General features: G+C 68.1%; 12 protein-coding genes. 9 read left to right on the top strand and 3 right to left on the bottom strand.

What is annotated here, in order from left to right; translation table 11 throughout:
* Positions 1-55: 55 nt before the first annotated feature.
* The gene (locus Pka01_RS04370; protein WP_203881244.1) at positions 56-1,015 is read right to left on the bottom strand and encodes an NAD(P)H-dependent flavin oxidoreductase; all 960 of its coding nucleotides are present in this window, start codon (positions 1,013-1,015) and stop codon (positions 56-58) included.
* Between the two features lie 113 nt (positions 1,016-1,128).
* Between Pka01_RS04370 and Pka01_RS04375 the strand changes: the two genes are divergently transcribed.
* Positions 1,129-2,037, top strand: a complete 909-nt coding sequence (locus Pka01_RS04375; RefSeq protein WP_203881245.1) for a hypothetical protein — start codon at positions 1,129-1,131, stop codon at positions 2,035-2,037.
* A gap of 48 nt (positions 2,038-2,085) precedes the next feature.
* Here Pka01_RS04375 and Pka01_RS04380 read toward each other — a convergent pair whose 3' ends face one another.
* Positions 2,086-2,994, bottom strand: coding sequence for an NmrA family NAD(P)-binding protein (locus Pka01_RS04380; RefSeq protein ID WP_203881246.1), 909 nt, complete (start codon positions 2,992-2,994; stop codon positions 2,086-2,088).
* A gap of 261 nt (positions 2,995-3,255) precedes the next feature.
* Positions 3,256-3,870 carry a TetR/AcrR family transcriptional regulator gene (locus Pka01_RS04385; RefSeq protein ID WP_203881247.1) on the bottom strand — a complete coding sequence of 205 codons (615 nt, stop codon included), beginning with the start codon at positions 3,868-3,870 and terminating at the stop codon, positions 3,256-3,258.
* A 349-nt stretch (positions 3,871-4,219) separates the two neighbouring features.
* On the opposite strand from Pka01_RS04385, the gene Pka01_RS04390 reads away from it, so the two are divergent.
* From Pka01_RS04390 to Pka01_RS04425, 8 genes are all read left to right on the top strand, one after another.
* A complete protein-coding gene (locus Pka01_RS04390) occupies positions 4,220-4,999 on the top strand; it encodes a saccharopine dehydrogenase family protein (RefSeq protein WP_203881248.1) in 780 nt (259 codons plus the stop codon).
* On the top strand, positions 4,945-5,184 hold the full coding sequence (locus Pka01_RS04395) for a hypothetical protein (protein WP_203881249.1): 240 nt from the start codon (positions 4,945-4,947) through the stop codon (positions 5,182-5,184). Before Pka01_RS04390 ends, Pka01_RS04395 begins: the two co-directional genes overlap by 55 nt.
* A 256-nt stretch (positions 5,185-5,440) precedes the next feature.
* Positions 5,441-7,804: a CehA/McbA family metallohydrolase gene (locus tag Pka01_RS04400; RefSeq protein WP_203881250.1), complete on the top strand. Its 2,364-nt coding sequence runs from the start codon at positions 5,441-5,443 to the stop codon at positions 7,802-7,804.
* 453 nt (positions 7,805-8,257) lie between these two features.
* The gene (locus tag Pka01_RS04405; RefSeq protein ID WP_203881251.1) at positions 8,258-9,136 is read left to right on the top strand and encodes a hypothetical protein; all 879 of its coding nucleotides are present in this window, start codon (positions 8,258-8,260) and stop codon (positions 9,134-9,136) included.
* 228 nt (positions 9,137-9,364) lie between these two features.
* On the top strand, positions 9,365-12,952 hold the full coding sequence (gene dnaE, locus Pka01_RS04410) for a DNA polymerase III subunit alpha (protein WP_203881252.1): 3,588 nt from the start codon (positions 9,365-9,367) through the stop codon (positions 12,950-12,952).
* Positions 12,942-13,310, top strand: coding sequence for a DUF6300 family protein (locus Pka01_RS04415; protein WP_203881253.1), 369 nt, complete (start codon positions 12,942-12,944; stop codon positions 13,308-13,310). Before dnaE ends, Pka01_RS04415 begins: the two co-directional genes overlap by 11 nt.
* A gap of 65 nt (positions 13,311-13,375) precedes the next feature.
* Complete coding sequence (locus tag Pka01_RS04420) at positions 13,376-13,771, top strand: hypothetical protein (RefSeq protein ID WP_203881254.1); 396 nt, start codon at positions 13,376-13,378, stop codon at positions 13,769-13,771.
* Positions 13,772-13,793: 22 nt separating this feature from the next.
* Positions 13,794-14,123: a PadR family transcriptional regulator gene (locus tag Pka01_RS04425; RefSeq protein ID WP_203881255.1), complete on the top strand. Its 330-nt coding sequence runs from the start codon at positions 13,794-13,796 to the stop codon at positions 14,121-14,123.

Here is a 14,123-nt window from a genome sequence, read left to right on the forward strand (position 1 = left end):
GGGAGGGCCGCCGTGACCCTGTCCGACCATTCGGAACGGCGCCGACGGCTGGGTGTCAGCGGCGTCCCGCTCGGGTCAGGGCGTCCTGCGCCTGGGCGGCCATGGCGGCGACCAGTTCCTCCGCCGAGGGCAGGTCGGTGATGAGGTCGACGGCCTCGCCCGCCCATACCGGCAGCGGGGGCACCGCGCCGCGTGCCACGTCGTCCTGGTAGGCCTGACGGGCTTGCGGATCGGCGGCGAGCTCGGCCTCCCGGCCGCGCCAGCGGTCGAGGTAAGGATGGCCGAGGGTACGGGCGGGGTACTTCGACGGCCATCGGGAGCCGCGCGCGATGTCCAGCACGGTGCTGCGCTCGGTGTCCTGCCCCCGGCCCTCGATGATCGCCTTGGTGATCACGGGGTCGACCAGGGCCTCGGTGGTGGCCTGGAAGCGGGTGCCGATGAGCGCTCCGGCGGCGCCCAGCACGAGAGCCGCCGCCACACCGCGTCCGTCGGCGATCCCGCCCGCCGCCAGTACCGGCACCGGAGCCACGAGATCCACCACCGCGGGCACGAACGGCAAGGTGGACCGCCCGCGCGCGGCTCCGTGCCCCCCGCTCTCGGTTCCCTGCGCCACGATCACGTCGGCGCCCAGGTCCACCGCCAGCCTGGCCTCATCCAGATCGGTGACCTGGAGGATCAGCAGGGCGCCTGCCCTGCGGACATGCTCCGCGTATGGGCTCGGATCGCCGAAGGACAACATCACGGCGCTCGGGCCGTAGCTCAGTGCCAGCTCCACCGCGGCGAGATCGATCCCCCAGGTCAGGAATCCGACACCCCACGGCCATTCAGTGCTCGCGACGATCGGCACCTCACGTGCCAGCCACTCCGGGTCACCGTACGCACCGCCCAGAATTCCGAACCCGCCGCCGCGGGAGACGGCTGCGGCAAGCGCGCCACCGGCCGACCCGCCCATCGGCGCCAGCGCGATCGGGTGCCGCACGCCGAGCAGTTCCGTGAACGCCGTCGACAACGCCATGCCCACATCATGCCGCCGCATCCGGCGGGGAGGATCCCCGACGCCGCTGCCGGGCGTGCGAGGAGTTGACGGAGACGGGGTCCATGGGAGGGAGAGTTCGGAATCATGGCCGTATGAGGGAGATGGGCAGGGGTGCGCTGGTCGGGCTGGCGGTCGGGGCTGTGGAGGCCGTCATGTGGGCGGCAGGCGCAGATTGGGACGGGCACTCGGGCGTGCGCGGCCCTTATTCCCTCGGGATGATGTCGGCGGTTTTCCTGATCGGCTCGGTCGTGGCGGCCCTGGTCCGGTTGCGCCGCTGGCCCCTCGTCGCGTTCGCCGGCGAAATCGCCACACTGGCCCTGGGCCAGGCTCTATGGAGGTTCGTGCCTGAGACCACCTTCTATGGCTTCGACCGGTCACTGCTCGGTGGCGTGCACCTGATGTCGGCGGTGGCCGGGTTCACCGTCGCCGCCTGGGCGCCGGCTTCCACAAGGCGGTGGTGGTCCAGGATCGCCGTGCTCGGGGTACTCGCCGCACTCTGCGTGCTGGCCGTTCCCTTGGAGGAGCCCGCCCGGCGCTGGCACCTGGCCCGCGCCTTCGAGTTGCTCGAAGTCCCACTGGTGGCGCCCGGCATCGCGGGGCACAGGTTGTCCGAGGTTCAAGCGCCGACCGTCGGCGGGGCGGGCGAACCGGTGATCCAGCTGGAATACCGACGCGTCGGTGCGGAGACGGCGGGCGGGAGTCGCCTGGCCATCCAGGTGATCGTACGCCGGGTCTCGGCCGCGACCGCCGCGGAGGCGTGCGCGACGCCGTACTACGCCGAGTCGTGGCAGGACGGGAGCGGACCCTGCCGCGCAGCCTCCCGGGATCGGTGGGTCCGCTACGGATGGGAGGGGCGGGTCGCGGTGTTCACCCAAAGCGGTGGCTCGTTGGTCGAACTCGAAAGCCATGGCGTCGAGGAGACGGCCCTCCTGGCGGCCGCCGAGACGATCCGGCCGACCACCGCCGAGACTCTCGCGGCGCAGGTCCACCCGGTGCGGTGAGCTCTCCCCTGTATGGAGCCCGCCCTGTGAATCACACGGGCCGGCGGGTCAGGGAGCGGGGACGAAGTAGGGGCCGCTGATTTCGAAGTCGGGCTTGTTGTCGAGGACGAACTGCTCGACGGACAGCGGGGCGCGCTGACCGATCTTCTCGATGTTGTCGTTCGTGCCGGCGAACACGCCGTTCTGGTAATCGACGGCGACGTTGCTCAGGTGCTGGATGCGGTGCGCGGTCAGGCCGCGTTCCGCCATGGCCGAGGCGAACTCCTCGACGCTGATCGGCTCGTAGTGCACCGGGATGCCGAGCGTGCCGGACATGGCCCCGGCGATGCCATGGTGGTTCAGTTCGACCGGGCCGTGCAGGGTGTAGACCGCGCGGTCGTGCGGTTCGGGGTCGATCAGCACCGTGGCGATCACGTGCGCCTGGTCGACCGAGGCGATCGGCGCGTGCCGGCCTTCGCCGAACGGAAGCCGCAGATACCCCTCGCCGTCTCGCAGCTCCCACCACAACTTCAGCCATTCGGCGAAGAACGTCGGCCGCAGGTGCGCGGTGAGCATGCCGGTCCGGTCGAGTAAGCGCTCGCACAGCCAGTGCTGCCGGGCGGCGTCGCTGCCCGCCTCACGGCGGGCGGAGATCTGCGACATGTTGACCACGGACCGGACGCCGGCCTCGGTCGCCGCCTGGGCGAAGTAGGTGGTCGCCTCGATGAGGCCCGGGGCGATCGGGTGGCACAGGTAGGCGCCGGTGACGCCCTGCAGCGCCGCGGTCACACCGTCCAGGTCGTGAAAGTCCGAGACGACCACCTCGGCGCCGGCTTCGGCCAGCGAGCGGGAGCGCTCGTCCTCGCGGTGCACCATTGCGCGGACGCGGTGACCGTGCTGCAGCAGCAGGCGGATCGTGCCGCTCCCGGTCCTACCGGTCGCGGCGGTGACCAGGAACAGCCTGTCGTCGTTGGCCATCTGAACACCTTTCGTAGGACTACGTGCCGCCAGGCAAAGGGAGAGCGGCGTCGCAGCTTCCGCAATACCCGAATGGTTCACTTACTGAACTGCACCTGGTCAGACACCGTAGCACGCGTTAGTTCACTGAGTGAACCGGCCTGGTGGGGCCATTACTTGCCGATGTCGGCAACGCCGCGCGGCCGGCAGACGGCCTTCTCGGACAGCGGGATGTCACGGCGCGACGGCAGCGGCGACTCGGGCCAGGAACGCGGGCGAGGACTAGCGGGGCGTCGCCCTGGGTTCCGCCACGGCGCGTCCGGGTGTGCTCACGGCTCCCAGCATGATTCTTTCTGCCGCGCGGACGGCCTCCGCCCGGCTCAGGCGACCGCCGGTGGCCTCGCGGGCCAGCGCCTCGCCCGCGCCGACGACGCCGAGCATCAGCGCCTTCCCCTCGCCTTCCGGCAGCGACACGAAGCGCTCCACGGCGCGCAGGTAGAGCACGGCGTAGCGCTCGCGCCCCTCTCTCAGCAGTTCCTCGGTACCGGCGATCGAGGAGAGCGCCGCGGTCACCGCACCGAACTCCTTGCCGATGTGCAGCACACAGTCGACGTACGCCTCGGCCAGGATCCGCACGGTCTCCTCAAGCGAACGCACCCGCGCGCGCAGCGCCGTGGTCGCCGCTTCGGTCTGCTGGTCGTCGATGCGCCGGTAGAGCTCCGTCAGCAGTCCCGTCCGCGTCTCGAAGTGCTCATAGGCGACCGGCTTCGTGACGCCGGCCTCCTCGGCGACCCGGGCGAGCGTCAGCGCCTCGGCGCCCTCGGCCCGGACGATCGCCATCGCCGTGTCGAGCAGTTGCAGGCGTCGTTCCTCGCGCGCCAGCCGACGTCCGGCCACGTGGTCCTCCGCCCGTCGCCGACAACCTACGGAAAGTAGCTTACTTCGCACGCGTCGCCGCTTCCGCCCCGTCCTTCGCCCGGCGAGGTCGCTCCCACAGAGGCGGACGACGCCCCTGGCGCATGCCCTCGGGCATGGCCTTGACAAGTAACCTACCAATGGTAACTTACTAAGAGTAAGTTAGCTCCGCCGCCCGCCCCGGCACGCGATCCCGGCGCTCCCGTAGCCCGGCGCACGGAGCAGCCGGTGCGCGCCTCGCGCCGGGCGGCTGCGTACCTCTCCTTCTCTCCCTCTGGAAACACATGATGCATCGCATACTTGTCATCGGCGGCTACGGGCTCGTCGGCGGATGGCCGTCCGTCACCTGCGCACGGCAGGACACGACATCGACGTGGTGATCGGCGGACGGCGGCCCGCCGAGGCCGCCGCGACGGCTCGCGATCGGGGAGCGAGCGTCGTGAAGTTCGACGTCGGCGACGCCGAGACCGGGCCGGCCGCCGCAGGGCCGTTCGACCTGGTCGTCTCCGTGGTGCAGGACCCGGACGACAATCTGCTGAGAGCGGCGCTGCGGGCCGGATCCGCGCACCTCGGGATCGTGCGCAAGGCGGACAACGTCGGACGCACCATGATCGCCGCGGCCGACCTGGCGCAGCGCCCAGCTTTGATCATGGGCCACTGGCAGGCGGGGGTCACGACGTTCGCCGCGCTGGCCGCCGCGCAGGAGTTCGGCCGGGTCGAGCGCATCGAGCTGGCCGCCGTGTTCGACCGGGCCGACCCCACCGGACCGATGACCGCCGACGACAGCGAGGCATTCTTCAACCGCGCACTCCTCCGCCGCGACGGACGTTGGGAGAACGTCGAACCGGCGAACGACATCCGCACCGTCGATCGGGACGGCCTTCCGGCGTTCGGCGCGCAACCCATGGGCGTCCTCGACGTGCCGGCGCTGGCGGCTTCACCGGTGCGCCGAACGTCCGCTTCGACCTGGGGATCGGAGACTCCTTCGGCACGCTCTCCGGCGGGACGGCGTCCCATGAGATCTACGCCGACCTGTGGGGCCGGGACGAGCACGACGTGCCGGCGGCACTCCGCACGGTGGTCAGCGACCCGCGAGGGCAGGCCCATCTGACCGCCCTCGGAGTGCTCATCGGCATCGAGCGCCTCCTCGGCCTGGACGGCGCCGCGCCCCCGGAGCCCGGTGTGGTCCTTCCCGAAACGGCGATCGACCCGGTGCGCGCGCTGGACCGCCTGCGCGCGTTCGGCGTCGGCATCACCACCGTCCCCCTTCCGCCGGCCCCCTCAGCAGCGGACTGATCGCACCCGCGGCCAGCCTTCGGAATCCGTACGATCGTGCCGGTGCCGCCGGACAAAGCACCGCAGGCCTGCCTGGTGAGCGCCACCCGCCCAGGCCAAGGCACCATGTTCGTGCGGTGGCGATCAATCCGCGAAGGCAAGCCTCACCCGACGTTCAGGTCCAGGCAATCCGGGGGCCATCGCTCGCGTGAAGGGTGGTACGCGTCCGCCTCTCTCTCCGAGGCAGGACGTCCCTACCCAACAGACGGAGAAGTACATGCGCATCCGCGCGCTGTTCGCCACCGCCGCCGCGGGCACGCTCGTCCTCTTAGGCGCCGCGGGCCCCGCTCTCGCAACCCCGGGCGCGGCAGACGACGCCCAGATTGAGGCGGCCTCGGTCGTCGCGAAGCCCCACCCTGGGGCGCCCCATGAGCGCGAGCTCATCGGCGCGCTGCACGAGCACAGCGGCTACTCGGACGGATGGCCCGGCTCCCGGCCCGCCGACTACTTCGCGTCTGGGCGCGACAAGCACGACCTGAACTTCGTCGGCTCGAGCGAGCACACCTCGAACGTCAACTCGCCGCTCGTCTTCAACGAGGAGTGCCTGGACCCGAGGGTCGCGCCGAGCTGCCTGAACGCCGATCCGGTCAACCCGCTCGACGCGCTGCGCAAGTGGGACGCGGAGCTTGAGCAGGCCCACGCCGCGACCGACCCCGCCAAGGACTTCGTCGGCTTCCGCGGGTTCGAGTGGACCTCGGACCGCATGGGCCACATCAACGTCTACTTTTCGCGCGAGAACTCGCTGCCCGAGACCGACGGCGGCAACATCGCGATGGATCGCTTCTACGACTGGCTGACGACCACCGGCAAGGACGGGCTGGCGGTGTTCAACCACCCCGGCGACAAGACGCTGTGCGGCCCGCTGCGCTGCGACGTCCGCAGCGACCTCGGCTTCGGCTGGGAGGACTTCAAGTACTTCCCGAAGGCCGACGACCAGATGGTCGGCATCGAGGTCTTCAACGGCGGCGGAGACTTCGGCACGCCGCCCGGCCACAACGCCCCGCCGGAGGGCTGGTACGCCCACGCGCTGGACAAGGGCTGGCACGTCGGCGCGATCGGCGCCGAGGACAACGGGCACGACCGGACGGACGACTGGGGCGGCTCGCAGTACGCCAAGACCGTCGTCCTGGCCAAGGCCAACACCGAGAAGGACATCAAGGGCTCGATGGCCGACCGCCGCTTCTACGCGGTGCTCGACAACGCGCTGCGACTGGACTTCACGGTCGACGGGCACGGCATGGGCGAGCGGATCCACACCAACGGCAAGCGCCCGCTGGCGGTCGACGCGCACGTCCGCGGCTCGAGCACGCCGCTGCAGCTTGAGCTTGTCAGCAACGGCGGCACGGTGGTCGCCGGCGCGACCGGCGACCGGCTCGACGCCTCGCTGAAGGCGGCCGACGACACCTGGTACTTCCTCCGGGTCCTGCGCGACGGGCGCCCGGTCGCGTACTCCAGCCCGATCTGGGTCAACGACGACAAGCAGGCCGGAGCGCCGAAGGCGCCGAAGGGCGATCTGAGCACCACGGGCGGCCGCTGGCTGGCGGGCGACCTGAACGTCCACAGCTGCTTCTCCAGCGACGTCTACTGCGCCGGCACCGACGACGCGAGCGAGGCCGACCCGTTCCGCCAGGGCGTCGACGTCCGCTCGCGCTTCGACGAGGCGGACAGCCGCGGGCTCGACTACCTCGCGGTCACCGATGACGACGACATCCGCTCGGCGAGCGCGCGGGGCTCCGGCAGCCACGGTGTGCTCGCGATCCCCGGCTACGAGGACCAGGTCAAGGGCGACGCCCACGTGCTCGGCGTGGACAAGCTGCTCGACAACGGCGACGGTTCCGCCGCCGCGATCAACGCGCTGGCCGACAAGGCGCGCGCGAAGGGCGGCGTCTTCCAGATCGACCACCCCGGCTCCAAGATCACCAAGCCGTTCACCGGCTGCGACGCTTCGACGCTCACCTGGGGCTACGGCTTCGACGTACGACCGGACACGATCGAGGTCTGGAACCCGAGCTCGAGCATCCGCGCCGCCGAGGACTACCTCGACTGCTGGCTCCAGCGCGGCGCACGCGTCGCGCTGACCGGCGGCAGCGACGCCCAGACGCAGTACGGGCAGCCGCAGGGCGCCGGCTATCCCACCACCTGGGTGCTCGCGCGCAACCGCTCGCAGGGAGCCGTGCTCGAGGCGCTGCGGGCCGGCCGCACCAGCGTGTCCGCGCTGCCGCCGTCCGTCGGCGGGCGCCCGCTCGTGATCGAGGCAAAGCGCGGCGGGCACTTCGTGTCCGTCATCGGCGATGACGTCCGTCCGGGCGAGGAGCTTCGCGTGCGCTCGCTCGACGCGCTCACCGACGGCTCGCTGCGCGTCGTCGCCAACGGCCAGAAGCTGCTCGACCAGCACCTCACGCGCGACGGCGCGATCGAGTTCACCGCCCCGGCCCAGCCGGGCTGGGTGCGTGCCGAGTTGCGCCTCGGCAACGACCTGCTCGAGCAGACCCCGCTGTGCGGACCGATCAACGCCGGCGTGAACCTGTGCCCGTACGACGCCGCGATGGTCGCGATGACCTCGCCCGTCTACGTCCGCTGATCCGTCGATTCCGGTAACGACGAAGGCCCCGGTCCTAAGTGGACCGGGGCCTTCGTGCAACGTGGGAACAGCACGCCCATTCAAGGGGTTCCGGCCGACCCGGCCGGAAGCATGCGCCCTAGAGCAAAGCCACATCAGGCCGCACATCTGCCTCCGCCGAATTGTGAGGCGCCCCGGTGAAGTGTCACGAGGGAAGGGTTCTCGCGAGAGAGTCGCCGATCACGGCGAGGCTCCGGAGAAAAATGTGTCCGATGCCACTTGCCATTTCCCTACCAGCGACAATGCGCGAATCATTACACCGGGAGCATGAATTGATGGCCGTCATAATTTGACACCGGAAACGAGAGGGGTTCGCCTTACTCGCAAATTTGCTCTTATAAGTGAAGTCATGTGGCGCTGGTCAATGATGCGCGGAATGACCGCTATGATCGCGCCGTGATAAATCAGGAAATAGTGGCAGAACATAACTCCAATTCGCCGGCGGTCGACAATGCCGCCCCAGTCGAGTCGGAGTCCGGCGGCAGCGTCATCGAACTCCTCGAACGCATCGGCTCGATCGTGCTGCCCGTCGGCGTCGCGCTCTACGCAGTCCTCTACATCGGCGTCGAAGAGATGTACGCGGTGTTCGGCATCAGTCCGCAGCAGGCGGGGATCGACCAGTCGGTTCTGTTCGGCCGGCTAACCGGGACGCTGGTGCTCGTGCTGCTGCTCGGCATCCCTCTCGTCGGCCTGGTCGTCGGGCTGGGGTGGCTGCTCGACAAGGTGACCCTCGGCATGGCGGGCAGGGTGGTGCGAGGCGTCAGAGAGCGGCCCTGGGTGATCGCCCTGGTGGCCGCGTTGTGGTGCGGCGCCACCTACTGGGGGTTCTTCAACTTCTTCGGCGACCTCGACCTCACCGTCATGGTCGTCATCGCCGTGGTGCTGGGCGTGCTGGCCTTCCTGATCCCGTTCCGGCTGCTGCGCCGCAAGCCGGTCGGCCGTGCGGGGATGAAGGTGCTCATCGGCAGCCTGACCGGTCTCGGCCTCGGATTCGTGCTCATCCTGCAGATGGCGAACGGAGCGGTGGAGGTGCAGGAGACCGGCAAGGCCAACCTGCTGCTGAGCACCGTGGGCTTCCAGGACCAGTGGGCGGTGCTGAAGAACGCCGACGACGACAAGCCGCTCTACGACGGCAGGTGGATGATGTTGCTCGGGGAGAGCGAGGGCACCTACCTCTTCTACGACTGCGACAAGATGGCGACCATGCGCATCCCCATGGATCACGCCAACCTGAGCGACCTGCAGCTCGACCCCGAGCGTGAGAAGGGATTCACCTGCGGGAGCCTCGCCTAAGGCCGAAGCGGGCGGCGAGGACGTGGCGGCCCGGGCCCGCCACCGGCCGACCGGCATCCGAGGCGTCGGCGGACGGCACCGAATCGGCCGCGCGGCCCGGTCACGTTGGCCGACGTCTCGGTCCGGCCACCGATTGCGTCCTTTTCCGGTTGAGCACGACCGGCCACGGCGGCTCGATCGGTAGAGTTGGTCGCCTCATGCGCCCCACCCGAAAGGCCAAGATCACCCGTGGCTGATTCGTTCGTTCATCTGCATGTTCACACTGAGTACTCGATGCTGGATGGCGCGGCGAAGATCGGCAAATTGGCCACGCGGGCGGCTGAGCTGGGGATGCCGGCGATCGCGATGAGCGATCACGGCAACATGTTCGGCGCCTACGAGTTCCAGCAGAAGATGACCGCCGCCGGGGTGAAGCCGATCATCGGGATCGAGGGCTACGTCAGCCCCGAATCCCGCTTCTACAAACATGCGGTGTTCTGGGGGGAACCCCACCAGCGCAAGTCCGACGAGCGGACCGGACTGGGCGGCGACGTGTCGGCCAGCGGCACCTACCTGCACAAGACGATGTGGGCGGTCAACGCCCAGGGGCTGCGCAACCTGTTCCGGATCTCTTCGCTGGCCTCGCTCGAGGGCCACATGAAGAAGTATCCGCGCATGGACGACGAACTCTTCGAGCAGTACCACGAGGGGATCGTCGCCACCACCGGCTGCCCCTCCGGCGCGGTCCAGACGAGGCTCCGGCTCGGCCAGTACGACAAGGCTCTGGAGCACGCCGCCAAGTACCAGGAGATCTTCGGGCGCGACAACTACTTCCTGGAGATCATGGATCACGGCGGGATCCCGATCGAGACGGGGGTCCGCAGCGACCTCCTGCGTATCGGTGAGACGCTCGGCATCCCTCCGCTGGTCACCAACGACTCCCACTACGTCACCGAAGACCAGTCGACCGCCCACGACGCGTTGCTGTGCGTGGGAACGAACTCCCAGATCAGCGACCCGAGCCGGTTCCGGTTCTCCGGCAACGGCTACTACGTGCGCTCCGCCGAGGAGATGTGGGCGCTCGACCCGAACTCGGAGGTGTGGGCACAGGGCTGCAAGAACACCCTGCTGATCGCCGAACGTGTCGAGTCCTACGACGAGGTGTTCGCGCACCGTGACCTCGCCGCCAAGTTCCCGGTCCCCGAGGGGGAGACCGAGATGAGCTGGCTCCGCAAGGAGGCCCAGCGCGGTGCGGTCCGCCGTTACGGCGACCCCGTTCCGGCCGACGTGCTGGAACGCATCGAGTACGAACTCGGCGTCATCGAGAACATGGGGTTCCCCGGCTACTTCCTCGTCGTCGCCGACATCTGCAAATACGCGCGCGACAACGGAATCTGGATCGGCCCCGGCCGAGGATCGGCCACGGGCTCCATGGTGGCCTACGTCACCGGCATCACCGAGCTCGACCCCATTGAGCATTCCCTGCTGTTCGAGCGGTTTCTGAATCCCGAGCGCATCTCCATGCCCGACGTCGACCTCGACTTCGACGAGCGTCGTCGCGGCGACATGATCCGCTACGTCACCGAGCGGTACGGCGAGGACAACGTCTCGCTGATCATCACCTACATGACGATCAAGTCGAAGGCCGCGGTCAAGGACGCCGCTCGCGTCCTCGGCTACCCCTTCATGGTCGGGGAGAAGATCACCAAGGCGTTCCCGCCCGCCGTCATGGGCAAGGAGATCCCGCTCACCGGCATCTTCGACGACAAACACCCTCGATACCCCGAGGCGACCGAGCTCAGAAAGCTGTACGAGGACGACCAGGACGTCAAGCAGGTCATCGACACCGCTCTCGGCCTGGAGGGACTCACCCGGGGCACCGGCGTGCACGCCGCGGGTGTCATCTTGTCCTCCCAGCCCCTGATCGACGTGATGCCGATCTTCATGCGGGCCGACGACGGCGCCCGCATCACCGGCTTCGACGGGCCCAGCAGCGAGAACATGGGCGCGCTGAAGATGGACTTCCTCGGCCTGCGCAACCTGACCGTCATCGGCGACGCCGTCCAGAACGTCAAGGCCAACCGCGGCATCGACCTGGACATGCTCTCTCTGTCACTGGACGACAAGAACACCTACGAACTGCTGGCACGTGGCGACACGCTCGGGGTGTTCCAGCTCGACAGCTCGATGATGCGCGATCTCACCAAGCTGATCGCCCCGGCTCGGTTCGAAGACATCTCGTCGGTCCTGGCGCTTGGCCGTCCCGGTCCCATGGGAGCCAACGCCCATACCAACTACGCGCTGCGCAAGGCCGGGCAGCAGGAGATCAAACCGATCCACCCGTCGCTCGCCGAGGCGCTCGAGCCGATCCTCGGCACGACCTACCACCTGGTGGTCTACCAAGAGCAAGTCATGGCCATCGCGCAGCAACTGGCCGGGTACACCCTCGGCGGCGCCGACATCCTGCGCAGAGCGATGGGCAAGAAGAAGAAGGAGGAGATGGACAAGCAATGGGCCACCTTCTCCTCCGGAATGGTCAACAGGGGATACACCGAAGAATCCGCCAAGGCCGTCTGGGACGTCCTGGAACCGTTCAGCTCCTACGGATTCAACAAGTCCCACACCGCCGGCTACGGGCTCGTCTCCTACTGGACCGCCTACCTCAAGGCCAACTACCAGGCCGAGTACATGGCCGCCCTGCTCACCTCGGTCGGCACGAACAAGGATCGGATGGCGCTCTACCTCGCTGAGTGCCGTCGTATGAAGCTGAAGGTCCTGCCGCCGGACGTCAACGAATCCGGCCTGCGTTTCAGCGCTGTCGGTGAGGACGTGCGGTTCGGGCTCGGCGCCGTCCAGAACGTCGGCGAGAACGCCATCAACGGCATCATCTCGGCCCGCACCGCCAAGGGCGCCTTCACCGATTTCAATGACTTCCTGACGAAGGTTCCGCAGGTCGTCTGCAACAAGCGCACCATCGAATCGCTGATCAAGGCCGGCGCGTTCGACGAGCTCGGCCACTCCCGGATGGGCCTGGTCCAGATCCATGACCAGGCGGTGGACTCGGTCATCGACGTCAAACGGAAAGAGGCCCTCGGCCAGGACTCGCTGTTCGGCGCGTTCGACGACGACGGCAGCGAAAACGGCAGCGTCTTCCACGTCCTGGTTCCCGCTGGAGAGTGGGACAAGAAGACCAAGCTCGCCTTCGAACGGGAGATGCTCGGCCTCTACGTGTCCGATCACCCGCTCAATGGAGCGGAACGCGTCCTCGAGCGCAATCGCGATCTGACCATCGCCCAAGTCCTCGACGGTCAGGCGGGCTTCGGCAACGTTCGCATCGCCGGCATCATTTCCGGCGTCGACAAGAAGGTCACCAAGAAGGGCGACGTCTGGGCGATCCTCAAGATCGAGGACCACGACGCGTCCATCGAGGTGCCCTGCTTCCCCCAGACCTACCAGTTGTATGGGACGAACCTCGCACCCGACCTGGTCGTCTCCGTCACCGGCCGGATCCGCTCACGCGGCGACGGTGAGGAGACGACGGTGTCGTTCAACGCCATGGACATCTCGTTCCTGGACATCTCCGGAATCCAGGCGGACGGGCGTGAACCTGTGGTCATCGCCCTTCGCGAGGAACGCGTGACTGAAGATCTCGTCAGTGAACTCAAACGGATCTTGACGGTGCATCCCGGTGATACGCCGGTCCGTATCCGTGTGGAACGCCTCAATCGCAGGATCAGCCTCGTCGAGCTCCCCGACTATACGGTCAACATCAGCAACGGAGCATTCGCGGGAGACATCAAGGTCCTTCTCGGCGCAGGCGCGCTGGTTGGACCATGACAGGAGGCTCAGCGCTTCAGCACGCGTCGAGGTGACGCTTGCAGGCGATCCTCCAGAGTGCGGCCGGTGCGGCAGAGAAGGCATACTCTCCGCCCGGCTTCCGCACGCTCTGACGAACGCGCGCGGCGAATCCGTGCGGGGATTCGCCGTCGTCGTTCTCTGCCAGGGCTGTGACATCGGCGAACCGGAAGCGGGCGCTTTGATCGCCTGGTTCACCGTCAACGCCGAAGTCACGGACGCGAATCTGCGACAGGCCGCGGACCTCATTCACACGTGGGCATCGGTCGCGAAGGTTCCTCCTCTCAACGAAGCAGCGCTTGAATCGGAGATTCAAGCATGGCGAGACGGCGCCCTTTAGCGCCCTGACCACCCTGAACGGCCCGCAGTCGCAGCCCTCCGGCGCGGGCGCTCAGGCCTGCCGCGATGTCGCGTCAGCTGCCGCGTCAGCACGGCGACGGCCCCGTGTCAGAGCAGTCGGCGATGGTCGACGTCATGAAGGGTTCAGCCATCGCGCCCTCGGGGCCGCGTAAGGCGCACAAAGACGAGACCGTGCCCGACGGCATCAACAGGGTCCCTGTGCGGGTCTTCCAAGCCGGCTCCGTAGACGGAGCCGAGCACGGCGGCCGCATCACGACCATGCCGCGCTCGCTGACCTTCTACCTCTTCCAGTCCGTCGTGGGCCGTTTCGAAGCCGCTGATGGCCTGGCGTTCCCCGCCGTTCGGACCTTCAGGCGGCCAGAGCCGGCATCTCCCATCGCGATTTGGAGCTTGCGCCGCCACTATTCAGCGTTACTATGTACCAGTAGTCAATATCACTGAGTAGCTGAGAGGAGGGTGCTCCATGGGCAAGCAGGTGACGGAGATGCTCAAGGGAACGTTGGAGGGCATCGTCCTCGCGATCCTGGCCGGCCGGTCCGCGTACGGCTACGAGATCACGGCGTGGCTGCGGGATCAGGGCTTCACCGACATCGCCGAGGGCACCGTCTATGCCCTGCTCATCAGGATCGAGCAGCGCGGCCTCGTCGACGTGGAGAAGGTCCCGTCCGAGAAGGGGCCGCCGCGCAAGGTGTACTCCCTGAACGCTCAGGGACGGGAGTACCTCGAAGAGTTCTGGAGGACCTGGAGCTTCCTCGCAGAGCGGCTCGAACAGCTCCGCGAAGGAGGTAACTAG

The sequence above is a fragment of the Planotetraspora kaengkrachanensis genome, from assembly GCF_016862895.1.
Classification (GTDB): Bacteria; Actinomycetota; Actinomycetes; order Streptosporangiales; family Streptosporangiaceae; genus Planotetraspora; species Planotetraspora kaengkrachanensis.

What these genes read in the sequence shown, in the direction of transcription:
- Pka01_RS04390 (WP_203881248.1), top strand. Translation starts at nt 4,220, where the DNA reads ATGGCCGTCCGTCACCTGCGCACGGCAGGACACGACATCGACGTGGTG.
- Pka01_RS04425 (WP_203881255.1), top strand. Translation starts at nt 13,794, where the DNA reads ATGGGCAAGCAGGTGACGGAGATGCTCAAGGGAACGTTGGAGGGCATC.
- Pka01_RS04380 (WP_203881246.1), bottom strand. Translation starts at nt 2,994, where the DNA reads ATGGCCAACGACGACAGGCTGTTCCTGGTCACCGCCGCGACCGGTAGG.
- Pka01_RS04420 (WP_203881254.1), top strand. Translation starts at nt 13,376, where the DNA reads ATGTCGCGTCAGCTGCCGCGTCAGCACGGCGACGGCCCCGTGTCAGAG.
- Pka01_RS04370 (WP_203881244.1), bottom strand. Translation starts at nt 1,015, where the DNA reads ATGGCGTTGTCGACGGCGTTCACGGAACTGCTCGGCGTGCGGCACCCG.
- Pka01_RS04375 (WP_203881245.1), top strand. Translation starts at nt 1,129, where the DNA reads ATGAGGGAGATGGGCAGGGGTGCGCTGGTCGGGCTGGCGGTCGGGGCT.
- Pka01_RS04400 (WP_203881250.1), top strand. Translation starts at nt 5,441, where the DNA reads ATGCGCATCCGCGCGCTGTTCGCCACCGCCGCCGCGGGCACGCTCGTC.